Origin of the sequence: Pseudomonas profundi (genome assembly GCF_008638305.1) — a bacterium.
GTDB classification, from domain to species: Bacteria; Pseudomonadota; Gammaproteobacteria; order Pseudomonadales; family Pseudomonadaceae; genus Halopseudomonas; species Halopseudomonas profundi.
On sequence record NZ_VTPZ01000001.1, the window covers coordinates 50,683 to 76,633 of the forward strand.

Consider the following 25,951-nt stretch of genomic DNA (forward strand, 5'->3'; position numbering starts at 1 on the left):
TCCTTCAGGTTCGCTCATCGACACGGACTTCACGAAACATCCCCATCTCCATGTGAAACAGCAGGTGGCAGTGATAGGCCCATCGCCCCAAGGCATCGGCCGTCACGCGATAGCTGCGCCTGGATCCCGGGGGCATATCGATGGTGTGTTTGCGCACCATAAAGTGTCCGTTCTCGTCCTCAAGGTCGCTCCACATTCCATGCAGATGAATCGGGTGCGTCATCATCGTGTCGTTGACCAGGGTGATGCGGACGCGCTCGCCGTAGGTCAGCCGCAGCGGCTCGGCGTCGGAGAACTCCACACCATCAAAGGACCAGGAGAATCTTTCCATATGGCCGGTGAGATGCAGCTCGATGGTTCGGCTCGGCTCGCGGCCATCCGGATCGGGAAAGGTACTGCGGAGGTCAGCATAGGTCAGCGTGCGCCGACCATTGTCGCGCAGCCCCAGCCCCGGATCGTCCAGCTTGTGAGTCGGCATCATCGTCTGCATATCGACCAGCGGATTGCCCTCTTCGCTAGCTGGATGTTGCTGCATCGCTCCCATCGCTCCATTGGTAGCATCGGCACCGTGATCCATCGTGCTCGACTGGCTATGATCCATATCACCGTGATTCATCGAGTCATGGTCCATCTGGCTATGGTCCTTCTCCGCCGTCGGTTGAACAGCGCCGTGATCCATACCGGCCATGCTCCCATGATCCATACCCATGTCCTGCATGCTGAGCTCGGGGCGCGGGTCTGTTTCGGGAACCGGTGCGCTCAGCCCTTCTCGAACCGCCAGCGTGCCCCGCGCAAAGCCGGTGCGGTCCATTGACTGGGCAAAAATGGTATATGCCTGTTCGTCCTCAGGCTCGACGATCACATCGTAGGTTTCCGCGACCGCAATCCGGAACTCGTCGACGCTGACCGGATTGACATGCAGGCCATCTGCGGCGACCACGGTCATCTTCAAGCCGGGAATGCGTACGTCGAAGTAGCTCATGGCTGAGCCGTTGATAAAGCGCAGGCGCAGCTTTTCGCCGGGTCTGAACACCCCCGTCCAATTGCCATTGGGTGCCTGGCCGTTCATGAGGTAGGTATAGGTATAGCCACTTATATCGGCCAGGTCCGTTGGGCTCATCTTCATCTGCGCCCACATTGTTCTGTCGGCAAGCGTTGCGCTCAAACCGTCGTGCCTTACATCGTCAATGAAGTCACCCAGGGTGCGCTGGTTGAAGTTGTAATAATCGGACTGCTTCTTCAGCTTGGCCATGACGGCCTCCGAGCTTTCGTCAGTCCAGTCAGTCAGCATGACGACATAATCGCGGTCGTAGTCGAAGGGCTCCGGGGCCTTGGGGTCGATAACCAGGGGGCCGTATACACCGGCCTGTTCCTGAAAACCGGAGTGGCTGTGATACCAGTAGGTGCCGTTCTGGTTAACCTGGAACCGGTATTCGTACATGCCATCAGGGGCGATGCCATGAAAGCTCAAGCCCGGCACACCGTCCATATTGGCCGGCAGAATGATGCCATGCCAATGGATCGAGGTGTCTTCGCTAAGCCGGTTCGCAACGCGCAACGTAACAGTGTCACCCTCACGCCAGCGCAACAGCGGGCCTGGAATAGTGCCATTGATAGTCATCGCGGTTCGCGGCTTGCCTGTGATGTTCACCGGCGTTTCGCCGATAACCAAGTCAAATTCGGTTCCCGTCAAGACCGTGGGCTGGCCGGGGCTGGTCAAAGCCCATACAGGTGAACGCCACAACCCAAGCCCTCCAGCCAGTCCGGTTGCGACTAAACCTTTGACGAAGGTCCGTCTTGAAGTCTTGTATTGCATGCCCTTATGTCCCGTCGTTATGAACTCGATTAACCGACTGCAGCGAATGATTGCCTGAAAAACGCTTAAATCTGCCATATCTGTACCCGGTGCGTGATTACATTTGCGTCAGGTTTATTGCGCTTCGGTCGGACAACGCGGCCCGTACGGGCAAAAAAAAAGCGCCACAGAGGGCGCGAAACATCTCCACAAAAAGGAGTAAGAAGTTGTAGAGAGAAGGAGCCCACCCAAACAGCACTCTCGTCAAGGAAGACGCCAGACGAGTATGTCGCCCGCCTGATCGGGACATTACAATTCTGTCAGTTAGATCCTCAGGGTAAAACTTCTCTCCTCGCCTTTAATCACAAGCATGTGCCCGCCCGACTAGCGAGGCGGCACAAACCAACCTTTAAAGTGGAGAGACACACATGAATTCCAAATTTGAATCATGCATCCAGGCCTGTAGCAACTGTGCGATCGTATGCCAAACCTGCGCCGCTGCGTGCCTCGGCGAAGACGATGTGAAGATGATGGCTCGCTGCATCAAGCTCGACCTTGACTGCGCGGATATCTGCCAACTGGCCGCTAACTTCATGGCCCGAGACAGTGAGTATGCCAAGGAAGTTTGCCGAATCTGTGCTCAGATCTGCCGCGCCTGTGGCGAAGAGTGTAAAAAACATGAAGCAGATCATTGTCAGCGCTGTGCAGAGGCTTGTATGGCCTGCGCCGAAGAATGTGAGCGGATGGCTGGTTAAGACCGCTTGGCGCGCTCGGGACCAGTACGGGCGCGCCAATCCAGGCGAAATCTGAGTATCGATGATGCATTAGACTCAACCTCATTACATTTCTGAAAGGAAATGGCTTCCCCCAGTGGAGATCGGCACAATGAGCTATCGCTTAGGAGCTTAATTGTGAAAATCCTGGTTGCAGAAGATGAGCCGAAGACCGGCATTTACCTGAAACAGGGCCTCAGTGAGGCCGGGTTTGTGGTTGACCTGGTCACAAACGGGATTGATGCGGCCCAGCAGGCCCTTAACGAACAATACGACCTGTTGATTCTGGATGTGATGATGCCGGGCCTGGATGGCTGGCAGGTGCTGGAACATGTGCGTGCCGGCGGAAATGCCACCCCTACTCTGTTTCTCACTGCCAGAGACCGGGTGGAAGATCGGGTCAAGGGGCTGGAACTGGGCGCCGATGACTATCTGGTCAAACCCTTCGCGTTCTCCGAGCTGCTTGCTCGGGTCAGATCCCTTTTACGCCGAGGTAACGGCACCACCGTCCAGACCACACTGACCGTAGAGGACCTTCAGATAGACCTGCTCAAGCGCAGGGCGGAGCGCGGCGGCAAGCGTATCGACCTGACCGCCAAGGAATTCAAGTTACTGGAACTGCTGCTGCGCCGGCGTGGCGAAGTGTTATCCAAATCGCTCATTGCCTCGCAAGTGTGGGATATCAATTTCGACAGCGACACCAACATTATTGAAGTCGCAATCCGACGGCTGCGGGTAAAGATCGACGACGACTACCCGGTCAAGCTGATCCATACGGTGCGGGGCATGGGCTATTTTATTGACGGTGACGAAGCGGGTCAGGGCTAGATGGCAAGGGTCAGACTGTTCCCGCTGGTAGCTTCACCCCGAAGGTAGTGACGCCTTCAGCCGAGGTACAGATGATCTTTCCTTTATGCGCCTGCACAATGGAGTTTGTAATCGCCATGCCCAGACCCGCGTTCAAAGTGCTGCCCTCCCGCCGTGCGCTGTCCACCCGGTAGAATCGATCAAACAGCTTCTCGATATGCTCAGAGGGGATCGTCGGGCCCTGGTTGCTTACCTTGAGTTCCACCCACGGGCCGTTTTTGGAGATGGTGATATCAATGGTGGTGTCGGCCTCGCCATAGCGCACCGCATTCGACATCACGTTGGAGATTGCTCGACGTAGCATGAGGTCATCCCCTCTCACAGGCGCCGGACCATCGCTGTGCACAGTCAGTTTGATGCCTTTTTCGTCGGCAGCGTATTCGTAATACTCCAATACGTTCGAGGCGACCTCCGCCAGATCATGGTCTTCGAAGTCGGGTGTGATCATGCCGTTATCGGCCTTGGCGAGGAACAGCATGTCGTCAACCATCCGCGCCATACGGCGGAGCTCTTCAAGCGTCGAAAACAGCGTGTCTTTGTAATCCGTCGCGTCGCGATCCTTCAACAGCGCGACTTCAGTCTGCGTCAGCATGCTGTTCAACGGGCTGCGTAGCTCATGCGCTATATCGGCAGAGAAGTTCGACAGCCGTAAAAAGGACTGATCGAGTCGCTCAAGCATGGCGTTGAAATTAGCAACAAGCTCGTGGAGTTCACTCGGCACTGACTCGGTTGAAATGCGGGTATCCAGGCAGTTCGCAGTGATGACGGAAGACGTCCGGGATAGTTTGGATATCGGCTCCAACCCTCTGCGTATAAAGACAAAACCAAGCGCACCGCTGAGAATCGCGCTGACCACCAACGTGTAAATAAACCACTGGCGAATCATTTCGTAAAAGTGCGTGCGATGGGTGACATCTAGCGCCAGGTGAATCGTTCCTCCGTCCCCGCCAGACCACCCCGGGATGCGCTCGGTGATGCCACTGTAGCGGTTGTCTCCCAGATCGATGAACCACCGGTCATCCTGTCCTGGGCTAAGCAGTGCGCCCAGCTTCTCGGACAGTTTGTGATGGGAATACACCACCTGATCGGCTTCCTTGATCACGGCAGCCAACCCGAAAGAGGTATCGATCAGGCGGTTGATGTCCGCCACCATTGCCGCGTCCAGCCCGCTACCGCGCGTGAGAATAGCTTTGACCTGTCCGACTCTCTGATCAAGCAGCTGGGCATCCTGCCGCTCGAAATGCAGACGACAGAAATAATCGAAACTGATGGCGGCGAGTGTCAGCACCGCGGTCACCACCATGATGAAAAGAAACGCCATCCTCCCGCGTAGCGACAACCTGCCCATTTCTGCCTCTCGTTCGGTGTTGAGCCCACAGCAGATGGCTCGTGCGTGGACAGCATCGTATCGTTCCACCCAGCCACCATAGGTCGCGTTGGCGGAGTTCGGCAAGCCGCCAACGCTGCCTGGCATCAGCTCGGCGGGTTCTGCGCGGTCTCCCGGCGTCTCAGCAACAGATACGCTGCCGGTAACACAAAGAGTGATAGCAAGGGTGCTGTAATCATACCGCCAACCATAGGCGCGGCAATCCGGCTCATGATTTCGCTACCCGTACCGCTGCCCAACAGGATAGGAAGCAAACCCGCGATGATAACCGCTACCGTCATCGCTTTGGGCCGAACGCGTTGTACCGCGCCTTCTCGAATGGCATCCACCAGCGCCAGGGTATCGGAGCGTCCGGCGCGCCGGTGATCCGCCCAGGCATTGGTCAGATACAGAAGCATGATGACGCCAAACTCAGCGGATACACCGGCCAGCGCAATGAAGCCAACACCCGTCGCTATCGACAGGTTGTAATCGAGCAGATACAGGAACCACACACCGCCAGTCAACGCGAACGGGAGTGTCGCCATGATCAACAGCGCTTCACTGAAGCGATTGAAAATAAGATAGAGCAGCACGAAGATGATCAGCAGCGTGGCCGGCACAACCAGTTTAAGCTTTGCGTTGGCGCGCTCCATGTACTCGAACTGTCCGGAATAGCTGATGCTCATACCCGTCTCAAGCATCACCTCTTCCTCTATTTTCGTACGCAAATCGCCCACCACCGAGGCCATGTCCCGGTCGCGCACGTCAACGTATACCCAGCCTGTCAGCCGGGCGTTCTCGCTTTTCAGCATCGGCGGGCCCTCGGTCACCTTGATTTGCGCGACGCTGCCCAGGGTGATCTGGCTACCCTGCGGCGTGTAGATCGGCAGATTGCGAAGCTCGCTGAGCGAGTCACGCCATTCGCGCGGATAGCGCAAGCTGATCGGGTAGCGCGCCAGGCCCTCTACCGTCTCGCCGATGTTCGCGCCGCCAATAGCGCCAGCGACAATGGCCTGCACCTCAGCGATGTTCAGCCCGTAGCGTGCCGCCGCCCCTCGATTGATGTCGACATCAATGTAACGTCCACCGGTGATGCGGTCGGCCACCGCCGAGCTAACACCTGGCACTGTCTTGGCAATGCGCTCAACGGATTGGGCGACCTTGTCAATTTGCGCCAGCTCAGCGCCGTACACCTTGACCCCTATTGGGCTCTTGATGCCGGTGGCCAGCATATCGATGCGGTTGCGAATGGGCGGCACCCAGAGATTGGCCAACCCTGGCACCTGAACGGCCTGATCCAGTTCCTTGACCAGCTTCTCAGGCGTCATGCCTGGGCGCCATTGGTCTTTCGGTTTGAACTGGATGGTCGTCTCGAACATGGTCAGAGGCGCAGGATCAGTCGCGGTATCGGCACGGCCGGCCTTGCCGAATACCCGCGCCACCTCGGGGACGGTTTTGATCAGGCGATCAGTTTGTTGCAGAAGCTCAGAGGCCTTCCGTGCTGATAACCCCGGCAGCGCCGTCGGCATATACAGCAGATCGCCCTCATCCAGGGGCGGCAGAAATTCTCCACCCAGGCGAGAGACCGGCCAAAGAACCGTAAGAAAGACGAGTACTGCGACCGCTATGGTGACCCTGGGCCAACGGAGCACCGCTTCAAGCGCTGGCTGGTACACCCGGATGAGTCCACGGTTGATGGGGTTGCGGTCTTCCTCAGGGATCTTGCCGCGAATCCAGTAGCCCATCAGCACCGGAACCAGGGTGACCGATAGCCCTGCGGCCGCTGCCATAGCATAGGTTTTGGTAAAGGCCAGCGGGCCGAACATGCGCCCTTCCTGTGCTTCGAGCGTGAATACAGGAATGAATGACAGGGTAATGATCAGCAGGCTGAAGAACAGCGCCGGCCCGACTTCGATCGCCGCATCGGTGATCACTTTCCAGTGCTCGGCGCCCTCCAGTTTCCTATCGGGATTGTTCTTGTGCCAGGCTTCGATATGTTTGTGGGCGTTCTCAATCATCACGATGGCAGCGTCGACCATGGCTCCAATGGCGATGGCAATGCCCCCCAATGACATGATGTTCGCGTTGATACCCTGGCGCTGCATGATGATAAAAGCAATCAGAATGCCGACCGGCAGCGAGACAATGGCCACCAGCGATGAGCGCACGTGCCAGAGGAATAGAACGCACACCAGCGCCACGATGATGAACTCTTCCAGCAACTTGTGGCTGAGGTTTTTTACGGCGTTGTCTATCAGTGTGCTGCGATCGTAGGTGGTGACCACCTCGACGCCCTCGGGCAGGCTTTTTTTCAGCTCCTCCAGTTTGGCGTCTACGGCGGTAATGGTTTCGCGGGCGTTCTTGCCGCTACGCAGAATGACCACACCGCCCACCACTTCGCCCTCCCCATCCAGTTCGGCAATCCCACGGCGCATTTCCGGGCCCAGCTGAATATGCGCAACATCACCCAGCGTGACCGGCACGCCGCCGCTGTCCAGGCGCAGCGGAATATCGCGAAAATCTTGCAACGACTCAAGATAACCTGAAGCACGAACCATAAACTCACTCTCGCCAAGCTCCAGTACGCTGCCGCCTGTTTCCTGATTACTCTCCTTGATCGCCTGCTTGATTTGCTGTTGCGTCACCTCGCGGCTAGCCATGCGTACCGGATCGAGCACCACCTGATACTGTTTGACCATTCCGCCGATCGTCGCCACCTCGGCCACGTTAGGAAGGGTCTTGAGCTCGTAGCGCAGAAACCAGTCCTGCAACGACCGCAGCTGGGCAAGGTCGTGCTGACCGGTGCGGTCCACCAGTGCGTACTGATAAATCCAGCCGACCCCTGTGGCGTCCGGACCCAGCGTAGGCGCGACACCGTCCGGCAGCCGACTTTGCACCTGACTGAGATATTCCAGCACGCGCGAGCGCGCCCAGTAGAGGTCCGTGCGATCCTCGAACAGGACATACACATAGCTGTCGCCAAAGAACGAATAGCCGCGTACGGTCTTCGCTCCCGGCACCGACAACATGGTAGTGGTCAGCGGATAGGTCACCTGACTCTCAACGATTTGCGGGGCCTGACCGGCATAGGGTGTGCGGATAATGACCTGCACATCGGACAGATCCGGCAGTGCATCGACGGCTGTGTTTTGTACCGCCCATACGCCCCACACGACTGAAAACAGGGTGGCTAGCAGAACCAGAAAACGATTGGTTACCGACCAGCGAATGATATTAGTGATCATGGCCGCCTCCGAGCTGCTCGATTTGCACGATGACGAGCCCTTTATCTTCCTCGCGAACACCGACGCGAACGCGGTCGCCCTCTCTCAGGCCTTCCAGCAACTGTTTGTCAGCGACTGGGAACGCCATGGTCATGCCGGGCATGTTCAATGTCTTGAAGGGCCCGTGGGACAAGCCGACCTTGCCATCATCCAGACTTGTGATGGTGCCTTCGGCTTGATGCGGTGCCGGCGCCACGGTTGGCTCCGGTTGTTCTGGTTCAACGACTAACCCACGCAGGCTGGCTTCGGAGTCGAGCAGAAACTGCCCGGAGACAACCACTTGCTGGCCTGCCTGCAACCCGCTCAAAACTTCGGTCTTGTTGCCGGCCTCACGGCCGGGCTGAACCTCAACCGGACGGAATGTCCCTTTATCCTCGGCAAGCATGACGAGCGTTCGCCGACCGGTACGGATCAATGCCTCAGCGGGCACCATCAACGCAGCATCCTGAGCTCGGCTCAAAGTGACGTGCGCCGTCATGCCGGGGTGCAGGCGAAGATCTGGGTTGGGTAACTCGATCCGCACTCTTACCGTGCGGCTGTCCAGGTTCGCCTGGGTTAATACCGCTTCGATAGATCCCTCCAGGCTTTCGCCCTTGAACGCGGGCAATCTGGCTTCAACGCTCTGCCCCACCGCAAGCTCGGCCACCTGAGCCTCAGGGACGGCCACTTCCAGCCACACGTTTTCCAGTCCGTTAATGCGTGCGAGTAACGCACCGGCAGACAACGTCATCCCTTCCCGGACGTCAAGCGAGCGAAGCACACCGGCGATGGGGCTGGTGATCGTCCAGCTCGACCGCGCTTTGCCGGTGCGCTCAAGTTCCGCGACCGCCTCAGCCGGCACACCAGCCAGACGCAGACGATGACGTGCTGCAGCAACCAGCTGCGGCTCGTTCATGCCACGCAAAGCCAGGTACTCCTCCTGGGCTGCGGCCCAGTCCGGCACGAAGAGATCTGCCAAGGGCGCATCTTTCGCTATCACATCTTCCGGCGCCCGGTCGTAGACCTTTTCGACAAAGCCACCGCTACGTGCCTGCACGATGGCCACATCACGCTCATCGAACACCAGGCTGCCGACGGCTTCTACGGTCTGATTGATGGCTTCCCGTTTAACCGGCGCTGTGCGCATGCCAAGGTTTTGCATCACGCTCGGATCGATGGTAACTGATGCGCCATCGCCTCCTTCATCGGCGTAACGCGGCAGAAGCGCCATATCCATGAATGGAGATGGACCCGGCGCATCAAAGCGCTCCTGCGGATACATGGGGTCGTACCAATAGAGGACTTCTCGTTCCTCCTGATCAGCCGCTTGAGCCTGAACGTTACCTGCGGCCAATATGAGTCCGGCACCGCCGGCATTGAGTAGCATCGGCAGGCTCATCAGCAGAGCCAGTCGCTTGATAGGAAAGGTCATGGCTGGATATCTCCAAAGGCAAAATACAGACGGGCACTGACGAGTGATTGATCGCGGGAAAGGTCGACACGCCGCATACGCAAGGTCACAAGCGCCTCGCGTGCGTCGATTACCGAGGTGAGTTCACCCTTGCCGGACCGGTAATCCGTCATCGCAAGGCGAATTTTTTCCTCAGCGAGCGGGAGCAGCGTTTCATCAAGTCTGGACACCGCCTGCTTGAGCCGCTGCAAGTCAGCGGCATCCTCAGCCAGCTGCTGCTCGTACAGGCGCAGCATGGCCTGCTGCTCCGCCTGCAGGCCGGCAAGGCGCGCACGCTCGGCGGCGATTCTCGGCTCCTGTCTGGACCCAGGGAAGACCGGCAGATCGAAACTGACACTGACGCTGACCATGTCGCCGAACCCACCGCCCCTGCGTTGATACTCCGCACCCCATCCCCAGTCAGGTTTTTTATCCGAGACGGCTTCCGCAATTCTCGCCTCAGCACGATCACCCATAGGACCAAACGCCATCAGCTCTGGATGGCGATTGAGGTTGTGGCGGTAGAGGTCTATATCGTTCCCCCAGGTTGGCCAGTTCCCGTCCAGCGGCGTACTTGCGGCTTCGCCGATCCAGCGCCGCAGCCCGGCACGCGCTATCGCCTGATCACGCTTGAGCAGATCTTGCTGCTCGGCCAACTGGGCAGCTTCCTGCCTGGGCAACAGGCTGTCGGCCGTCAAACCACGCCCTCCTGCGATTCTGGCTTGGACGGCCTGAGACGTAAGTTGATTTTCGGCATACAGCTGCTTGAAGATCTTCAGCTTCTGTTCCGCGGCCATTGCGTCAATCCAGGCCTGCGCTGTCAGCTGACGAATCTTGATGCGCTCAACTCTCTGCTGAGCATGCGCCAGCGCTGCGGTCGCTTCGGCGGCTTGCACACGTGCGTGTCGCTTGGCCCGGTTGGGCACTTCCTGCATCAGGCCAACCATCTGCATGGTCATTGGCTCAGCGTTCAGTCGCAGGCTGGCTTCGCCTTCGATAGGTACGCTCTGAAGACCAAGGGTCACTTTCGGATCAGGCAGCTCGCCTGCCGGACCAATAGCGCTTTGCGCGGCCAGCAGGTTTGCATTGCGCGCTGCCAATGAAGGCGCTTCGCGCTCGGCCAGTCTGAGGGCTTCTTCAAGGGTCAGCGCGGCTGAGATACCTGGCACAGCCAGTAGGCCAACCAACAGGACAGCTGCGGACGAACGCACCCCGATGATTCGGTAGTTCATATTTGTGATTCCGATGATGTTCTAGCGCATGCCAGCGGCATGCTTCGACCACCCGACCTGACGGGTCAGGCGAACCTGGAAACATGAGCGAAATCAGCTACGGGGAGGATGCCAGACGGTATCAGGGGCGCGGGTTGGGACTTGGTCCCGGAGAGAAACTGAAAGGAGTGGGCTGAGTGTAGGCAAACTGAATTCGCCAGACGCTAGCTGGAACAGACTACTGGTTTGACACTCTTCACCGGTGTCGCAAACAGCCCTTCCGTCACCCTGGGTGAGGCACTCCTGGGGACGATTTTCCAGCTCGGGTGTGGCGCTGTCGAAAGCAGGATCCGACTGGTGATCCGCATGAAATGCATCTGCATTTCTCATTTCCGCCGTCCCTGTCAGGGGCAGCGCAAGGAGCATGAGGATAATGAGAAACAGGTTTCGATAGCTGATCATGGTTTTGGCTGGCAGGTGCACAACACCTGCGACAAATCCTTTTCTGAATACGTCCGGTCAGTGGATGCCGCCAAGCTTATCAGGCCCTGCTGTCAGCAAACTGAGCTGAACATTACATTTATGTCAGCTTCGTTCAGCCTACCGGATCATCAGGCATTGGGACGTCGGGTGTGGATTGCTTCATTGTTGCTTACCGGCCATAGGGGCGATTGATTGATGAACAAACCCATTTGTGTGTCGCAGGTCAGTTCAGCCAAAGCGTGCGGGTTGCACTGGCAGCCGACCATGCATTGATGGGCAGCAAGTAATGGTCCCGCTCAGCGCCGGACCCATACCTCGACCCGCCCATTGCGCTGCGCACCGGTTGCTCCACCCGTTGAGCCAACGGGCATGTAATGCCCATATCCGGTATGGCCCAATACGACGGTGCCACGTTCGCGCAGTGCTTTACTGGCGGACAGGGCACGCAGTTCGGAAATCATCTGAGCGCGAAGCTCGTCGCTTTGCTTGTCTGCAAAGCCAATCAGCATTATGTCGCGCCCGGTTTTACCGGTTTGTTCGAGATATCCCTGAATGCGCATTAAATCTCGGTTGGCTTTGTTATCGAGCTTGGTGCGGCCCTCAGCGAAACGAATGTTTACAGAGAGGCGCTGATAGCGTTCGGTCAAGCGCTTGAAAGAGTCGGGAACGCTGCTGTCCAGTACTGGATCAACTGCAAAGGGGTTCTGGGAGAAGAATCCGGATTTGGCCACGATATCCTGCCCCGCCTGGCTCTGGGCATATTGGATAAAGGCTTGGGTCAAAGGTGAGCCGGTTGCCCCGGGTGTATAAAGGTATAGCCGGCGAGACAACGGATAGTCTTCAGTCGCCACCGATAGCCGACTGGGTTTGAGGGCCGGGGCGTTACCGTCAGCGATAGCCAACAGTTTGGCGTTACCCACCGAGGCGAAACCGGCAAAGCCGATGCCCGCCGGATCACCGCTGACATCCATCGACAGTTGGTCGTTTGACTCGTAGCGCAGGGCTTGGCCAGTCAGCTTGAAGTTGCCCGCCAGAACCAGATCCTTGAACGTGTCCCAGGTTCCCGAGCGGTCATCGCGGGCGTACACCTGAATCGCCCGGTCAGGACCGCCAACCGCTGACCAGTTGGTAATCTCGCCAGCGAAAATCTTCGCCATGGTGTCTATGCTGAGCTCATCGACCGGGTTGGATGGATGTACCAGAATCGCCAGGCCATCAATGGCAATGATGTGCTCGTTGTCCGCGCTGGTCATGTCAGCTCGTCCCGCCATGGCATCGACTTCATTTGCCTTGATGCGTCGTGAGGCAGCCCAGATGTCGGCGCCGTTGGACGCCAGCGAGGTGAAGCCGGTGCTGGTGCCGTGGGCGGCTACCAGCGCGGTCAACGGCTGACCGTCCAGCGTGGTACTGAGAAGCGTCTCGTTCTCGGTCCCGGTTGCCCTCGCTGCGACAGGGGCTCCACTCAGCTGTTCCATGAAGCTGGTCACCAGCATTGGAGCGAGCGTTGCGCCAATGGTGTTGGATCCGTGGATTTCCATGTCGTGGGCAACTACCAGCCCGGGTGCAAAAGCCAGAGTAAATCCCAGGTGGCGCAGGAGCCTGCCGCAAACTGATTGCATCGCTAACCTCACATCGGACGTCCATGTTTTAGCGAGCCAGAGTGCGGCGAAAATGTGTCATTCAGATTACAGGGGCATTACGAACATCAGCCAGTTTCCGCCCTGACGATACAGCCGTCTGGTATTACATCCGAGGTTTCGATGAATAGTTACGCTGCGGGTCGGCGGGATGTGTATTCAATATACCGCGACTTTTGCGATTAGGTAGGGAGACAGCTACGTGATCAGTGTGGTGACGGTGCCGGCCCTAATGAGGTAGGGGGCACGAAGAAACGGGGGCTTATGCCCCCGTTTTTGCGATCAGCTATTACGGCCGCCGCTGTGGCTGTTCTCGCCACCCTTCTTGCCTGCTTCTGAAGCCTTTTCTTTATCATTGGCGAAATTGCCGCCGCTGTTCTGACCGCCCTTCTGCCCGGCTTCGGATGCTTTCTCTTTATCATTTGCGAAGTTGCCTGGGTTGCCTTTGGCATCATTACTCATGATTTTCCTCCACGTCTCGGGGCTGACTTGAGTATCAAGCGCCTCTATTCAATGGAGGCCCGCATGCTCGATAAGTTCTTGGCGTTTCAGCAACGCCGACGAAAGGATGTCTTGCAGAATCAATATGATATCGTCGAGAAAAAATAGCGATTTTGCCTGGATCAGCATCTTTTTCGAGTTCGTGACCGCCTGTTCAAGCTTGAAGAAATCCCCGTCCAATACCGGCTCCCGCAAAGGCTTGAGCCGAGCCTCCGCATCTGCAGCAAGCGCTCGGTAACGTTCCGCTTCTCCAGAACACTGGTCTGCCTCAGCCAAACTGGCCATTTGACACAGTAGCATGACCCTTTCTTCAACCGCTCTCAGCGTGCCCCACAAGCCTACATCAATCGCCGCGTTCACTTCGGCAATGAGGGTTTTGATTGAAAAGCATGCCCTGTGTGGCAGCGAAACCTGACAATCGAGCCTTCATTGATCTGTACCAGAACGCCATGGCAGTCCGGACAGGTGTAATTGGAAACCTTCCCAGGATTCATCACGCCTGCGCCAAGCCCGTTACCATCAACACTGATCCCGTTTTCGACCCGATATCGTTCGTTGTCCGGTCGTGGCGCGCAGGGCTGCAGCGAGATTTTGACTGTTGTCGTGATGCGTTCCGCAAGCTCAACAAGCGTACCAACGGAGTCGGTTTCAACGTGCTGAATAGCGCTTTTTGGCATGGAGTCGTAAAGCGCTTCTGATGGGTACTGAACAAAGGCAAGCCCACTCCTGTCCTTGATTGCCAGAGGCCGGCGGTGCCATCGTCCAACGCACCACTCAATACAACCCCGATTATACGCTCTTGAAAAACAACCCCGATTACACGCTCTTGAAAAACAACCGAAGCCGATCGGAACAGCACGTCGATCGCCGGCCTTACCCTGCACTCCTTGGGGCCCCTCGTAATACGGATGCCTTCGTCTGCCAATAGCAGGTGGTGGTCCGCGCTAGCCACGTATACGGTGGCGGCTTCCAGCGGCTGGTTGGCATCAACGGAAACGACAGGCACCTCGGTTTCTAGCGAACGTATCTCTCTCAGTTCGCTGCGCACGTAGGGTGGGATATGCAGCACCACTAAAAACGCAGCCGGCAGGTCGCCCCTTCGGGCTGCTCGTGTGTGTCTCGGTAGAAAGACAGCATAGGCAGCCTGTTATGAGCTGCCAAGCCAGCGGACGTGATCATGTGCGGGGTGATTGAGCAGGTATTAGTGCTTCAGGGGTGGGCCCGGTTCTGCTCACTCGCTGGTCGGCACATTGGAACCCGCCGGATAGAAGCAGCGAGCATCTGCTTTCCCGAAAGCGTTTTGTTCAGCGCGCTAATCGTCGTCGCGAAATGTTCTCGTGCGATCGATAACGGAGTAGCGGCTTCGAGAATCATGGGTATCGTCGTTGGGTTGTTTTTCTTTCGGGTTGCCCATTGATTCCATGCGCAGGCCAGCCGGCAACAAGTGCAATCGGTGCCAATTGAACCAATCCGCAGCACGTCAAATGAGGGAGGAAGCCTTTTCTTTGATGGGCAGTCCCGTTCGGAGGCTTTGTCGGGGGAAGACGTGTGCTTGTGACCGAAGCAGGTAGCGCATCCGTACATCGGCTTTTCGGCTATCCGTGGACGCTCGTTCAGCTGCTTGGCTACCTCATCAAGCCCTATGCTTGCATAAAGCGCGTTGCTTGAAACCGATTCAGAATCAGGTGCAGCAAGTAAACTGCGATAAGTGACAGCGTCACCGAAATCGACAGAGACCAGAAGCGATACAGATCGCTATAGAATAGGTCCTGGCGCGGCGAAAGATTCTGACCGAAGAGAATGGCCATGGTCGTCAGGGCGGCAAAGCCGGCGCCGGACCCGCCTTCAAGCAGGTGGACTCGAGCGAAGAGCATCAAGCTGAGCCAGAGTCCGGCGGCAACGAAGGGAAGGACATCGAAATGGTCCATTAGCACGAATTGTACGACCAAGCCCACGTTGCAACCCACCAGTGTGCCCAGTACCCGATTCCAGCCTGCCGGGCCTGCGCCTTTCCAGTTAAGCGGAAACAGCACCAGAATGCTGGCTACCTGGGCGGACAAGCCGCCCTGCAAGTTGAATATCTGGAACACCACGAAGGAGAGTGTTGCCACCGTTGTGGCCAGGATCACCTCATGGCGCTGGTTGGTCAGCGGTTTGCTCGGTAGCCGCCGAGGCTCACGCGGCGCGACGTCGCCGAACAGCGCGTGCATCAACATGACGATGAACAGAGTGGTGAATAACGATGCGATGTTCGAGGCGACAATATCGCCGAGATCTGCCGTCGGGTAACTGGCGAAATGCAGCTGCATTGACAGGTTGACCACCGACATTGCGCCAAACAGAAAATTGGCGCCCCGGCTCATCTGTCTGAATAGCAGTGCGAACATGGCAATCACCAGGAGGATCATCGGCACCGGCTTATCGCCAAACATCCCCTGAATGACCAGCACCGCAAAGCTCACTAGCAACATGTTAGCCAGGAATTGCCGCATCACGTGGCCATTGAGAGTTGGCACCATTCCCAGCAGCAGTATCGGCTGTACCACGAAAAAGGCGCCGTAGTTCCATCCCATGTACTTGCACAACAGAAAACCCAGCATGCCGCCGAAGGCGATCCGCAGGCACTGACGCACATCATTGGCTTCCAGCTGTCGCTTACTGACCAGCAGTATGGGTCTCATCGCGGCCTCAGTAGATGTAATGCATCAGGCTGACCAGACGAATCTGCAGACTGCCGAGCAGCTTGGCCAGACCGGTCACCGGATACAGCTGCACGGTCGCGCGGGAACCGGAGGGCAGCTGTTCCAGGAGCCCGGGCGCATCCTGCACTGCTAGATGGATCCGCTGGCGCTGCGCATCACGAACCCAGCGATCGGAGCTCTCCGGCGACGCCAGGCTGCCGTCGGGCAGCAATTGTCCTTGTGATGTACCGGCATCGAGCGCCATTACCCGGGCATCGAATACCCGGCCCGGCAGGGCATCGAATACAACCGCCGCCGTTTCGCCAAGCGCCATGTGCACCAGCGACTTTTCGCGAAAGTCAGCAATGACATCCGCTTCATCGCTGACCAGTGCAGCCAGTGCGCTGCCGGCCGAGGCGTAGGTGCCCGGCTTGACTTGCAGATTGGATACGATGCCATCGATCTCGGCGCGTATCTCCGCGTAGCTCAGATTCAATTCTGCTTGCTCCAGATCATTGCGAGCCTGGCGCAAACGCAGGTTGCTCTCGTCGGTGAGACCACGTTCCACTCGTAGCTGCTCGGCTCGCGCCTTGGCACTGGCAAGGCCCGACTGCGCCGCCTCGTAGTTGGACCGGGTCTGCTCGTAGAGCTGCTGCGAGACGTTGCGACTAGCCAATAAAGTTTCAAGACGCTTGTGCTCGCGCGCAAGCTCGTTGAGCTGCACCTGTGCCGCACGCACCTCGGCTTCCGCCGCAGCCAGCGACGCATCGTAGCCGGCATTGTCACGCTCGGCCGCTTCCAGCTTCAGCTGCGCATCGCGTAGCGCCAATCGGTAGGGGCGCGGATCGATCCTGAAAAGCAGATCGCCCGCACGCACATGCTGGTTGTCAGTTATCGCGACCTCAACGATTTGCCCGCTGAGCTGCGGCGCGACACGAATGACCGGATGGATGACCCGGGACTGCGGTGTTAACGGCATCCATAGATCAGCGGCAAGAAAATAACCAAACATCAGAGCAAACACGATCAGTGCAGCGCGCACCCAGCGGGCGAAAATCTGATCTGGCGTCATGCACTCAGCTCCCCGGAACGGCCCAGCAGCGAGCGTACATTGCGCTCCATGCTCAATAGCACCTCAGCAAACGCATCGAGCTGCTCGGCGGATATGCCTTTGTAGATTTCAGAGCGAACCTGCGCCATGTGATCTTCCAGCAGACGTACCTGTTTACGGCCTGCGGTGGTGAACCATAGGCAGTGAGCACGTCCGTCGGTCGCGCTACGGCGCCGCTCGATAAGTTGCTGCTGCTCCAACTGGTTCAGCGTGCGGGTAAGTGATGGCATTTCAATCACCAGTTCCGTCGCCAACGCCTGCTGCGTGGAGCCTTCGCCAATCTGGTCCAAATGGATCAGCACCGCCCAGCGCGCCTCGGTCATGCCCAGCTCGCCGACCGCCTGATTGATCGCGCTACGCCATAGTCGATGCACCCGCCCCATGGACGCCCCCATGGAGGGTTTGAGTGTCTGATGCAAAGGCAACGCTGAGTTGGCTGATGTTGTCATCGGGTCCTCCAAGGGTGACCAAAAAGGCAGAAACTAATTAGCACGCTAAGCATATAGCTTACGCTCATGGTGATACTTAGCAAGCCAATTTGTTCACTCGATTGGCTAGAAGGGGATGCTTACCAAGCATTACTTCGGGGCGAATACCGGCGGTGAACTAAACGGAGTGGCTCAAGGTGTTGTACGCGTTTCGCGAGTCCGCTTCTGGCCCGAAAGCGGTCTTTCGGCTTGGGGATCCGAAACGAACCCCTAGGGCTACGACTCAACTCCCCGTTCGATATAGCGTCTACTGCCGACCCGTGGCCAGCTATGCTTGCTCTTCCGACCACCCTCCTCACCTTGCGACACTCTGCCAACAGCAAGAAGGCGCGACACTGGCTTCCATCTGGAATCGGATGCGATTTTGCTTGTCTCTGGAAAGTATGCGAAAGATTTTCTTACTCGGTTGCCCATCTCGGGCCGCGACGCGGAGTACTCATGTCAGATTCAAAAGTGGCTCTGGTGGTTGGAGCTAGCGGCATCATCGGTCACGCGCTGGTGGAAACCTTGCTCGAACAAGGCGATTGGACGGTCCGGGTCGTCAGGCGCAGCTTCATCGCCGACGTTGAGACAATCGACCTTGACCTCACCGATGCTCACGCCAGTCATCAGGCCCTAGCGGCGGCTGGTGACACCACCCACGTCTTCTACGCAGCACTGCGGCCGGACGCGAACCTAGGGCGCGAAGCGATGATAAACGGTGCCATGCTGCGCAATTTGCTGGACGGGCTGAATGCGGCCGGCGCCAATCTCGAGCGAGTCATCCACTACCAGGGCGCCAAGGTCTATGGCGTGCATCTGGGGCCGAGCACGGCGCCATTCTATGAAGACGAAACGCCGCGCCATGTCGGCCCCAACTTCTACTACGATCAGGAAGACTTGCTTCGGGAGCGCGCCGAGCGAGGCGACTTCGAGTGGTCGATCCTTCGCCCTGACGTGGTGGTCGGGGATATCGCCGGCAATCCGATGAACATTGCCCTGGTCATCGGCGCCTTCGCCGCGCTCAGCCTCGAAACCGGCGTGCCGCTGCGGTTCCCCGGTTCGGTACGTACCTACCGTGGCGTGCTGGCGCAGCTGACTGACGCGCGCTGGCTGGCACGGGCTAGCCTCTGGGCTGCGCTTGACCCCGCCGCACGCAATCAGGCATTCAACCTGGTTGGCGAACCGTTTCGCTGGGAGCGCATCTGGAACAAGGTTGGCAATGCATTGGGCATGGAGGTGGCCGAGCCGCTGCCGTTCTCCCTCGCCCGGCAAATGCCGGAAATGCGCGATACCTGGCAGCGACTCGCCGAGCGTCATAATCTGAGACCGATCCCTTTCGACAAATTGGTGGGCTGGCCCTTCGGCGACTTCATCTTCAATACCGAGTTCGACATGATCTCGGACATGGGCAAGATCCGCCGCGCCGGCTTCAGCGAGGCTGTGAATACCGAGGACTGCCTTATCGGCGCGATACGCCGGCTGGGCGAGAAAGGCTACATCCCGACCTTCGCCGGCGGTCACTCATGAAACGGCTCGGATGAAGCGAATCATTAGCTGAAGCCGACCACAGCATGTGGCACATAAGGCGCTTCGAGCTGAGTGATTTCTTCCTCTGTTAGCTCTAATTCCAGCGCGGCGACCGCATCCTCAAGATGGTGAGGCTTGGAGGCTCCTATGATTGGAGCTGTGACTTCGGCCTTCTGTGCCACCCACGCCAGTGCCACTTGCGCCCGCGGTACGCCCCGCGCCTCGGCAACTCGAGCTACCGCTTCGACGACCTGGCGATCGGCATCCTCGGCTGCGCCATAAAGCGTGCGACCGAAGGCATCGGTATCGCTACGCTCGCTGGTTGCGTCCCAATCGCGGGTCAGGCGGCCGCGAGCGAGCGGGCTCCACGGAATCACGCCAATGCCTTCGGCGGCGCAAAGCGGTAGCATCTCGCGCTCTTCTTCGCGATTGAGCAGGTTGACGTGGTTCTGCATGCTAACGAAGCGAGTCCAGCCGTGACGCTCGGCGGTATATAACGCCTTGGCGAATTGCCAGGCGTACATCGACGAGGCGCCGATGTAACGCGCTTTGCCAGCCTTGACAACATCATGCAGTGCCTCAAGCGTTTCTTCGATTGGCGTGGCATAGTCCCAGCGATGGATCTGGTACAAGTCGACATAGTCGGTGCCCAGGCGCTGCAGGCTTTCGTCGATGGCGTTGAAAATGGCCTTGCGCGATAGTCCGCCGACGTTGGGCTTGTTGCGCAGCGGCATGTACACCTTGGTCGCCAGCACTACTTCGTCCCGGCGCGCAAAATCCTTCAACGCGCGCCCGACGATTTCTTCGCTGGTTCCATCGGAATAGGCGTTAGCCGTGTCGAAGAAGTTGATTCCCTGCTCCAGCCCCTGCTGGATCAACGGCCGGCTTTGCGCTTCGTCCAAGGTCCATGGATGAGTGCCGCGCTCGGGCACGCCATAGGTCATGCAGCCCAAACAAAGCCGTGAGACCTTCAGTCCGGTTCGTCCAAGATTGATGTAGTCCATTCGGCCTCCCTTAGTTCAGCTCTGCCGGATCGGGGCCGATGCGCTGGCCACGGTCGAGGGAAGCGATTTGCGCCAGGTCATCAGCTTCGAGCGCAAAATCGAAGAGATCGAAGTTTTCGCGCATACGCTCAGTGTGGACCGACTTCGGGAAGATCACGAAATCGTTATCGAGGTGCCAGCGCAGCACGACCTGCGCCGCGGTCTTGCCATGCTTGTCAGCCAGCGCCTTGATCAGCGGGTCGGCAAGGATATCCCCGCCACGCGCTAGCGGGCTCCAGGCCTCAGTGACAATCCCCTTGGTTGCATGATAGCGGCACAGTTCCGGCTGTTGCAGGTACGGGTGCAACTCGATCTGGTTGACTACCGGAACCTCGCCGGTCTCGCTGATCAGCAGCTCGAGATCCTGCACACGGAAGTTCGATACGCCGATCGAGGTCACCCGGCCCTCGTCGCGCAGGCGTATGAACGCCTTCCAGGTGTCGACGAAGTCGCCCCGTTGTGGACAGGGCCAATGGATCAGATAAAGATCGAGCCTGTCGAGCTGCAGCTTGGCCATACTCTCATCGAAGGCCCGCAAGGTGCTGTCGTAACCCTGCTGGTCGTTCCACAACTTGGTGGTAATGAACAGCTGTTCGCGCGGCAGACCGGCGCTGGCGATCGCGTCGCCCACGCCCTGCTCGTTCTTGTAAATCGCTGCGGTATCCACGTGCCGGTAGCCGATATCGAAGGCATCGAGCACAGCCTGCCGGGTCTGTTCCGGCGGGATCTGGAACACGCCGAGGCCGAGCTGGGGGATTTCGTGGCCATTTCCGAAGGCGATGGTGGGGATTGTCATTCAGGACCCTCATGTTAGAACAGATAGTGCGGCAACCAGGCGGCGACGCGACGCGACGAAACCAGCCGACGAGCGACCCGCGTCGGCAATCAGTCTGAGAGCGTCGGATAATCCGTATAGCCGCGCTCATCGCCGCCATAAAACGAGCTGGCATCCCACTCGTTAAGCGCAGCGCCTTGCCGGATCCGCTCCGGAAGATCGGGATTGGATATGAACGGTCGACCAAAAGATGCCAGATCACATTGTCCCGCTTCGATACGCTGACGTGCCTCATCACCGGTGTAGTGGCCATTACCGATATAGGGCCCTTTGAAATTTTGGCGGATGGCATCGATGACCGCCTGGGGCCGCCCTTGCTCCAGGTTGCCCTGGAACGAGTCCTCCACCACTTCTATGTAAGCGATGCCTGCCTCATTGAGACGCTTGGCAAGCGCGCCGTAGGTTGCAACAGGGTCGGCGTCGCGCATGGCATTGGCGCTGCCGGTGGGACTAACTCGAATACCTGTACGCTCAGCGCCCCATACCCCAACGACCGCTTCGACGACCATCATGGGGAAACGCAGGCGGTTCTCTACCGAACCCCCGTATGCATCGGTGCGCTGGTTGCTCTCGCTGCGTAGAAACTGGTCCAGCAGGTAGCCGTTGGCTGCATGGATCTCTACTCCATCGAAGCCCGCGCGCTGGGCATTCTCTGCGCCGAGCCGGAACTGCTCGACGATACCCGGAATTTCCTCCTCGCTGAGTGCGCGGGGCTCGGGGATATCGACCATCCCGGATTCAGCGCTGATGTATGTCTGGGCGCCCTCGGGCTTGATGGCCGACGGTGCCACCGGCTTCTCGCCATTAGGTTGCAGCGAAGGATGAGAAATTCGGCCAACATGCCACAGCTGCAAATGGATTCGCCCTCCCGCCTCGTGCACCGCGCTGGTGACTTTGCGCCACCCTTCAACCTGAGCGTCCGAATGAATCCCGGGGGTGAAGGCGTACCCCTTTCCTTGCGGTGAGACCTGAGTCGCCTCGGCGATGATGAGACCCGCCCCGGCGCGCTGCCGGTAGTACTCAGCGTTGAGGTCGTTTGGCACGTCGCCTGGCTGAGAAGAGCGCGACCGAGTCAATGGCGCCATGACAATTCGGTTGGGCAGGGTCAGGTCGCCGAGCTGGAAAGTACTAAACAGGATGTCGTTTCGTTCGGCCATGGGATGCTTCCTCGGTAGCGGTTTCTCGAAAAGGAGATGAAGCCCGGTGTATCGAACCTGACACGGCAGCCGGACCTCGAGTTTCATCTGGGTGACGAATGCCATGCCTCGCCCGTTGTTGGCTCTGCGGCATCAGGTTCATCAGAAGCCTTCCAGCACGATCTTCCCTTTCGCCTTCCCGCTTTCCAGCAGTGCATGGGCGCGAAGAAGATTAGCCGCACCGATTCGCCCGAAATTCTCGCCAACGGTCGTGCGCAGGACGCCTGCATCGATCTGCCGCGCTACCTCGTTCAGAATGTTGTGCTGCGCCTGCATATCTTCGGTCTCGTACAAGGACCGCGTGTACATCAGCTCCCAGTGCAGCGACAGGCTCTTACGCTTCAGGGGCAGCGCGTCCAGAGTCTCCGGGTCATCTATCAGGCCCAGCCTGCCCTGGGGCTTGAGCGACTCGACGATCTGCTCGTAATGCCGGTCGGTCTGGGTGAGGCTTGCAACGTAGCTGACCTCGCCGACACCGATGCGCTTGAGCTCTTCGCTGAGCGGCTTGCTGTGGTCGATCACATGGTGTGCGCCAAGCTCGGTGACCCAGGCCTGGGTTTCGGGCCGGGACGCGGTGCCGACAATGGTCAACCCGGTCAGCTGTCTGGCCAGCTGCGTTAGGATCGAACCCACCCCTCCCGCAGCGCCGATGATCAGCAGCGTTTGGCCTCGGTCAGTGGTATCCCGCGCGACACCCAGACGATCGAACAGCAGCTCCCAGGCGGTCAGAGACGTCAGCGGCATTGCGGCAGCCTGGGCGAAATTCAGGGACTCGGGCATGAAACCGGCGATGCGTTCATCGACCAGTTGCAGCTCGCTGTTGCTGCCGGGGCGGATCAACGACCCGGCGTACCAGACCTTGTCGCCCGGCTTGAATGATGTGACGTCCGACCCGACCGCTTTGACTACGCCAGCTGCGTCCCAGCCAAGAATCCGCGGCTGGCTTTCGTCTTCATGCGGTACGTAGCCCTGCCGCACCTTGGTGTCGACGGGATTGACCGATACGGCTTTGACTTCCACGAGCAGGTCGCGCAGGCCTGGCGACGGTTCAGGGACGTCAATTTCCACCAGGGCGTCTGGATGATCAACAGGCAAGCATTTGAAGTGTGCGATGGCTTTCATCTGGCGTTCCTCAAGAGAGACGGTACATTTTGGTGATGGAGAACTTTTCGGCGGCGTGTTCGATGGCTGGCAGAGCCGCCTGGAAATGCGCCGTCGCTTCATGTGCGTTCAGCGCAGCTTCGTCTCGCCACTGCTCGATCATGTGGAAGGTGCGCGACTGCTCGGCATCACGGTGAAAGTCGTACTGAATGCAGGCTTCCTCCGCTCGACTGGGGCCTTGCAGGCCTCGCAGCGTTTGCTCCAATTCGGTTTCGAAGCCGTCCTTGGCGACCAGCGTGGCGACCACGGTGAGAGGGGTTGTCATGCAAGCTCCTGTTTGGTTGAAAATGCGAAAGCGCTACTCGACCGACCTAGGGCCAAAAATCGGCCGCCGATGTCGGTCGTGTGCGCAACTCAAAGGGTCACGACCAGTTTCCCTACCTGAGCATTGGACTCCATATAGCGGTGGGCCTCGGCCATATCCTCGAACGCAAAGGTACGATCGATCACCGGCCGCAGTTTCCCCGAAGCGAGCCCCTCGTTTATGAAGGCCTTCGCCCGCTCCAGCTTCGCGTCGTCTCCAGTGATCTCGAACAACTGATAGCCTTTCAGCGTCAGATGTTTGCCGAGCAGGTCCATGACCGAGACGGGGATATCGCGGCTATCCAGCGCACCGTACTGGAAAAAGATGCCATGGTTGGCCAGCACCTTGAGGATCTGCGCTACTTCCGGTCCGCCAACCGGGTCGAAGGCCATGCGGGCGCCCTGCCCGCCAGTGATAGCCGTGACCTCCTTGACGAGATCTTGCTCCTGGGTCGCGATGACTGCTGCCGCGCCTGCCTCTAGCAGGGCCTGACGCTTGTCACCAGTGCGGGTTAGCGCCACAGGGGTCGCGCCCACCATGTTGGCTATCTGAATCGCAGCCAGCCCCACACTGCTGGACGCAGCACGAATCAGCACAACCTCGCCCGCCTGCAACGCGCCTAGTTCAATCAAGGCGCCGTACGCCGTCACGAACTGCATCCAGGTCGCCGCTGCCTCGGCGAACGAGAGCGCTTCAGGATGCTTCACCACGGCCCGTGCCGGTGCGTTGACCAGCTCCCCGTACAGACCGTACTCGGCAAAGGAAAAGGCCGGAACGACACTCACTGCATCGCCGACAGCGAAGTGGGTCACGCCGGGACCGACCTGTTCCACCGTGCCCGCAGCCTCATAGCCGAGCATCGCTGGAAACTGCGGTTCGATGACGTACTGTCCTGTGCGGTACATCACTTCGGCCCGGTTGATGCCGAGCGCCTTCACACGGATTTGTATCTCGCCCGAGCCGGGCGCAGGCACGTCGACCTCGTCGATCTGGAGTACTTCTGGACCACCGGTACGATGGAAGCGTATGACGCGAGACATAAAATGCCCTCTGTTGAAAAGTCGTTGTGTTGTCAGGCGGCGTCAGGCGAAGAGCGGAAGCACGTGCTCCCCCAGTTCCTGAATTGTGTCCTTCACTGATCCAGGCTGTGTAAAAACGCAGACGTCTTTCTAATGTATGCGCTCCTACGTGAAATCTGTAAGCGCTCGGTTAGCCAGCAGACCTAGATTTTGCGTAGGAGCGTAGTATTCGCATTGATTTGGACTGCTACGCTTGATCAAAAGAGTTTTTACACAGTCTCGATCGATGGGAGACGCGCATGTTCAAGGCAACGTGCGAGACGCCCTGATCGCGCTGGGCCCGCCATAGATCAATAAGCGCCTTGCGCCCGCCGCGGACGCCTTGCCCCCAATTCAGCGGCGCATTTGGATCGCTATCCAGTTCGAAAAACGTGCCATAGCCGTACGGCTTGAATGTCTCCGGCCCGCAGGCTGACCGCCACGTCTGGATGACATCGGGCAGGCGTGCCAGGTTGCTCTGATGCCAGATCCAGCCATCCAGGTTCTGCGCTAGCCAGGAAATCTCCTGACCGCACCGACCGACAGCCACCATCGGCAAGCGGGCGTGATGAGCTTTGGGTATCAGATCCAGAGAACCATCCAGGGAGCCAAAGTGGCTCGACTCATAGACGGGGAATGACTCGTTGGCGAGGACCTGGATCAAGGAGCAGGCATCGCGAAAGAGGTCAGCGCGCTGCTCGAAATCGATCCCGAATGCGGGATACTCCGACGGCCGATCTCCGGTGGACACACCCAGCAGAAACCGACCGTTCGAGAGCTGATCGACTGACAGCGCCTGCTTGGCAACGGCAATCGGATCACGCAGCGGCAGGATCATCCCGGCGGTGCCGATAGCAATGCGCTGCGTGACAGCGGCAAGCCAGCCTGCGTACACCATGGGATCGTAGATCTGGGCCACATCACCGAAAGCGGGATCACGGAATGGCACATCGCGCAGCCAGAACGCTGCGAAACCCGAGTCGTCTGCCTGTTTCGCCAGCGAGGCGTGTCCTTCCATAGTGGGCGTGTCGCTCAGCGGATGCCCCTCGAGCGGTGCCAGCAGCCCGAAGGTCAGCTTGTCCGGGCGGAAGACCTCGCTGAACACGCCTTCAGGTGTGTCGGTGGGTTGCGGAGCTCTAGACATAACCTACCTCTCTGCTTGAAACATCCAGTCGAACATGCCCGATGGCTGGTACCGTGGCCTTGGGGTCAACGG

General features: G+C 58.6%; 22 protein-coding genes and 1 pseudogene. 4 read left to right on the top strand and 19 right to left on the bottom strand.

Annotated elements, in window-relative coordinates:
• Nucleotides 1–4 precede the first annotated feature (4 nt).
• On the bottom strand, nt 5–1,816 hold the full coding sequence (locus FZE95_RS00240; RefSeq protein WP_150298817.1) for a copper resistance system multicopper oxidase: 1,812 nt from the start codon (nt 1,814–1,816) through the stop codon (nt 5–7).
• A 407-nt stretch (nt 1,817–2,223) separates the two neighbouring features.
• Between FZE95_RS00240 and FZE95_RS00245 the strand changes: the two genes are divergently transcribed.
• A complete protein-coding gene (locus FZE95_RS00245) occupies nt 2,224–2,550 on the top strand; it encodes a four-helix bundle copper-binding protein (protein WP_150298818.1) in 327 nt (108 codons plus the stop codon).
• A 156-nt stretch (nt 2,551–2,706) separates the two neighbouring features.
• The gene (locus FZE95_RS00250) at nt 2,707–3,396 is read left to right on the top strand and encodes a heavy metal response regulator transcription factor (protein ID WP_150298819.1); all 690 of its coding nucleotides are present in this window, start codon (nt 2,707–2,709) and stop codon (nt 3,394–3,396) included.
• A gap of 10 nt (nt 3,397–3,406) precedes the next feature.
• On the opposite strand, the gene FZE95_RS00255 is transcribed toward FZE95_RS00250, so the two are convergent.
• The 4 genes from FZE95_RS00255 to FZE95_RS00270 all read right to left on the bottom strand — a co-directional run bounded on the left by FZE95_RS00255 (nt 3,407) and on the right by FZE95_RS00270 (nt 10,749).
• Nucleotides 3,407–4,783: a heavy metal sensor histidine kinase gene (locus FZE95_RS00255; protein ID WP_150299318.1), complete on the bottom strand. Its 1,377-nt coding sequence runs from the start codon at nt 4,781–4,783 to the stop codon at nt 3,407–3,409.
• A 125-nt stretch (nt 4,784–4,908) separates the two neighbouring features.
• Entirely contained in the window at nt 4,909–8,049 is a 3,141-nt protein-coding gene (locus FZE95_RS00260) for an efflux RND transporter permease subunit (RefSeq protein WP_150298820.1), read from the bottom strand.
• Nucleotides 8,039–9,499: an efflux RND transporter periplasmic adaptor subunit gene (locus tag FZE95_RS00265; RefSeq protein WP_150298821.1), complete on the bottom strand. Its 1,461-nt coding sequence runs from the start codon at nt 9,497–9,499 to the stop codon at nt 8,039–8,041. Before FZE95_RS00265 ends, FZE95_RS00260 begins: the two co-directional genes overlap by 11 nt.
• Nucleotides 9,496–10,749, bottom strand: coding sequence for a TolC family protein (locus tag FZE95_RS00270; RefSeq protein WP_150298822.1), 1,254 nt, complete (start codon nt 10,747–10,749; stop codon nt 9,496–9,498). Before FZE95_RS00270 ends, FZE95_RS00265 begins: the two co-directional genes overlap by 4 nt.
• A 225-nt stretch (nt 10,750–10,974) precedes the next feature.
• On the opposite strand from FZE95_RS00270, the gene FZE95_RS00275 reads away from it, so the two are divergent.
• Nucleotides 10,975–11,403 carry a hypothetical protein gene (locus FZE95_RS00275; protein ID WP_150298823.1) on the top strand — a complete coding sequence of 143 codons (429 nt, stop codon included), beginning with the start codon at nt 10,975–10,977 and terminating at the stop codon, nt 11,401–11,403.
• A gap of 104 nt (nt 11,404–11,507) precedes the next feature.
• Here the strand turns inward: FZE95_RS00275 and FZE95_RS00280 are convergent, their stop codons facing one another.
• The 7 genes and pseudogenes from FZE95_RS00280 to FZE95_RS00315 all read right to left on the bottom strand — a co-directional run bounded on the left by FZE95_RS00280 (nt 11,508) and on the right by FZE95_RS00315 (nt 17,590).
• Nucleotides 11,508–12,830, bottom strand: coding sequence for a substrate-binding domain-containing protein (locus tag FZE95_RS00280; protein ID WP_150298824.1), 1,323 nt, complete (start codon nt 12,828–12,830; stop codon nt 11,508–11,510).
• 300 nt (nt 12,831–13,130) lie between these two features.
• Nucleotides 13,131–13,310 carry a con-10 family general stress protein gene (locus FZE95_RS00285; protein ID WP_150298825.1) on the bottom strand — a complete coding sequence of 60 codons (180 nt, stop codon included), beginning with the start codon at nt 13,308–13,310 and terminating at the stop codon, nt 13,131–13,133.
• 48 nt (nt 13,311–13,358) lie between these two features.
• On the bottom strand, nt 13,359–13,649 hold the full coding sequence (locus tag FZE95_RS00290) for a hypothetical protein (RefSeq protein WP_150298826.1): 291 nt from the start codon (nt 13,647–13,649) through the stop codon (nt 13,359–13,361).
• 56 nt (nt 13,650–13,705) lie between these two features.
• A pseudogene (locus FZE95_RS20005) lies at nt 13,706–14,421 on the bottom strand (chemotaxis protein CheB).
• A gap of 568 nt (nt 14,422–14,989) precedes the next feature.
• Nucleotides 14,990–16,030 carry a DUF2955 domain-containing protein gene (locus tag FZE95_RS00305; RefSeq protein WP_150298828.1) on the bottom strand — a complete coding sequence of 347 codons (1,041 nt, stop codon included), beginning with the start codon at nt 16,028–16,030 and terminating at the stop codon, nt 14,990–14,992.
• 7 nt (nt 16,031–16,037) lie between these two features.
• Complete coding sequence (locus tag FZE95_RS00310) at nt 16,038–17,102, bottom strand: HlyD family secretion protein (RefSeq protein ID WP_150298829.1); 1,065 nt, start codon at nt 17,100–17,102, stop codon at nt 16,038–16,040.
• Entirely contained in the window at nt 17,099–17,590 is a 492-nt protein-coding gene (locus FZE95_RS00315) for a MarR family transcriptional regulator (RefSeq protein ID WP_150298830.1), read from the bottom strand. Before FZE95_RS00315 ends, FZE95_RS00310 begins: the two co-directional genes overlap by 4 nt.
• A 477-nt stretch (nt 17,591–18,067) precedes the next feature.
• On the opposite strand from FZE95_RS00315, the gene FZE95_RS00320 reads away from it, so the two are divergent.
• Complete coding sequence (locus tag FZE95_RS00320) at nt 18,068–19,138, top strand: SDR family oxidoreductase (protein ID WP_150298831.1); 1,071 nt, start codon at nt 18,068–18,070, stop codon at nt 19,136–19,138.
• 23 nt (nt 19,139–19,161) lie between these two features.
• Here FZE95_RS00320 and FZE95_RS00325 read toward each other — a convergent pair whose 3' ends face one another.
• The 7 genes from FZE95_RS00325 to FZE95_RS00355 all read right to left on the bottom strand — a co-directional run bounded on the left by FZE95_RS00325 (nt 19,162) and on the right by FZE95_RS00355 (nt 25,879).
• Complete coding sequence (locus FZE95_RS00325) at nt 19,162–20,142, bottom strand: aldo/keto reductase (RefSeq protein ID WP_150298832.1); 981 nt, start codon at nt 20,140–20,142, stop codon at nt 19,162–19,164.
• Between the two features lie 10 nt (nt 20,143–20,152).
• Complete coding sequence (locus tag FZE95_RS00330) at nt 20,153–20,977, bottom strand: aldo/keto reductase (RefSeq protein ID WP_150298833.1); 825 nt, start codon at nt 20,975–20,977, stop codon at nt 20,153–20,155.
• Between the two features lie 89 nt (nt 20,978–21,066).
• Complete coding sequence (locus tag FZE95_RS00335) at nt 21,067–22,173, bottom strand: alkene reductase (RefSeq protein ID WP_150298834.1); 1,107 nt, start codon at nt 22,171–22,173, stop codon at nt 21,067–21,069.
• A 141-nt stretch (nt 22,174–22,314) separates the two neighbouring features.
• Nucleotides 22,315–23,334 (bottom strand): zinc-binding alcohol dehydrogenase family protein, encoded by a 1,020-nt coding sequence (locus tag FZE95_RS00340; RefSeq protein ID WP_150298835.1) that lies wholly within the window; start codon nt 23,332–23,334, stop codon nt 22,315–22,317.
• A gap of 10 nt (nt 23,335–23,344) precedes the next feature.
• Nucleotides 23,345–23,638: a putative quinol monooxygenase gene (locus FZE95_RS00345; RefSeq protein ID WP_150298836.1), complete on the bottom strand. Its 294-nt coding sequence runs from the start codon at nt 23,636–23,638 to the stop codon at nt 23,345–23,347.
• Nucleotides 23,639–23,727: 89 nt separating this feature from the next.
• Nucleotides 23,728–24,717 carry a zinc-dependent alcohol dehydrogenase family protein gene (locus tag FZE95_RS00350; protein ID WP_150298837.1) on the bottom strand — a complete coding sequence of 330 codons (990 nt, stop codon included), beginning with the start codon at nt 24,715–24,717 and terminating at the stop codon, nt 23,728–23,730.
• Nucleotides 24,718–24,943: 226 nt separating this feature from the next.
• On the bottom strand, nt 24,944–25,879 hold the full coding sequence (locus FZE95_RS00355; RefSeq protein WP_150298838.1) for an LLM class oxidoreductase: 936 nt from the start codon (nt 25,877–25,879) through the stop codon (nt 24,944–24,946).
• Nucleotides 25,880–25,951: the final 72 nt, after the last annotated feature.

What these genes read in the sequence shown, in the direction of transcription:
- FZE95_RS00255 (WP_150299318.1), bottom strand. Translation starts at nt 4,783, where the DNA reads ATGGGCAGGTTGTCGCTACGCGGGAGGATGGCGTTTCTTTTCATCATG.
- FZE95_RS00260 (WP_150298820.1), bottom strand. Translation starts at nt 8,049, where the DNA reads ATGATCACTAATATCATTCGCTGGTCGGTAACCAATCGTTTTCTGGTT.
- FZE95_RS00325 (WP_150298832.1), bottom strand. Translation starts at nt 20,142, where the DNA reads ATGGACTACATCAATCTTGGACGAACCGGACTGAAGGTCTCACGGCTT.
- FZE95_RS00355 (WP_150298838.1), bottom strand. Translation starts at nt 25,879, where the DNA reads ATGTCTAGAGCTCCGCAACCCACCGACACACCTGAAGGCGTGTTCAGC.
- FZE95_RS00315 (WP_150298830.1), bottom strand. Translation starts at nt 17,590, where the DNA reads ATGACAACATCAGCCAACTCAGCGTTGCCTTTGCATCAGACACTCAAA.
- FZE95_RS00245 (WP_150298818.1), top strand. Translation starts at nt 2,224, where the DNA reads ATGAATTCCAAATTTGAATCATGCATCCAGGCCTGTAGCAACTGTGCG.
- FZE95_RS00290 (WP_150298826.1), bottom strand. Translation starts at nt 13,649, where the DNA reads ATGCTACTGTGTCAAATGGCCAGTTTGGCTGAGGCAGACCAGTGTTCT.
- FZE95_RS00330 (WP_150298833.1), bottom strand. Translation starts at nt 20,977, where the DNA reads ATGACAATCCCCACCATCGCCTTCGGAAATGGCCACGAAATCCCCCAG.
- FZE95_RS00345 (WP_150298836.1), bottom strand. Translation starts at nt 23,638, where the DNA reads ATGACAACCCCTCTCACCGTGGTCGCCACGCTGGTCGCCAAGGACGGC.
- FZE95_RS00320 (WP_150298831.1), top strand. Translation starts at nt 18,068, where the DNA reads ATGTCAGATTCAAAAGTGGCTCTGGTGGTTGGAGCTAGCGGCATCATC.
- FZE95_RS00280 (WP_150298824.1), bottom strand. Translation starts at nt 12,830, where the DNA reads ATGCAATCAGTTTGCGGCAGGCTCCTGCGCCACCTGGGATTTACTCTG.
- FZE95_RS00285 (WP_150298825.1), bottom strand. Translation starts at nt 13,310, where the DNA reads ATGAGTAATGATGCCAAAGGCAACCCAGGCAACTTCGCAAATGATAAA.
- FZE95_RS00240 (WP_150298817.1), bottom strand. Translation starts at nt 1,816, where the DNA reads ATGCAATACAAGACTTCAAGACGGACCTTCGTCAAAGGTTTAGTCGCA.
- FZE95_RS00335 (WP_150298834.1), bottom strand. Translation starts at nt 22,173, where the DNA reads ATGGCCGAACGAAACGACATCCTGTTTAGTACTTTCCAGCTCGGCGAC.
- FZE95_RS00350 (WP_150298837.1), bottom strand. Translation starts at nt 24,717, where the DNA reads ATGTCTCGCGTCATACGCTTCCATCGTACCGGTGGTCCAGAAGTACTC.
- FZE95_RS00340 (WP_150298835.1), bottom strand. Translation starts at nt 23,334, where the DNA reads ATGAAAGCCATCGCACACTTCAAATGCTTGCCTGTTGATCATCCAGAC.
- FZE95_RS00270 (WP_150298822.1), bottom strand. Translation starts at nt 10,749, where the DNA reads ATGAACTACCGAATCATCGGGGTGCGTTCGTCCGCAGCTGTCCTGTTG.
- FZE95_RS00310 (WP_150298829.1), bottom strand. Translation starts at nt 17,102, where the DNA reads ATGACGCCAGATCAGATTTTCGCCCGCTGGGTGCGCGCTGCACTGATC.
- FZE95_RS00305 (WP_150298828.1), bottom strand. Translation starts at nt 16,030, where the DNA reads ATGAGACCCATACTGCTGGTCAGTAAGCGACAGCTGGAAGCCAATGAT.
- FZE95_RS00265 (WP_150298821.1), bottom strand. Translation starts at nt 9,499, where the DNA reads ATGACCTTTCCTATCAAGCGACTGGCTCTGCTGATGAGCCTGCCGATG.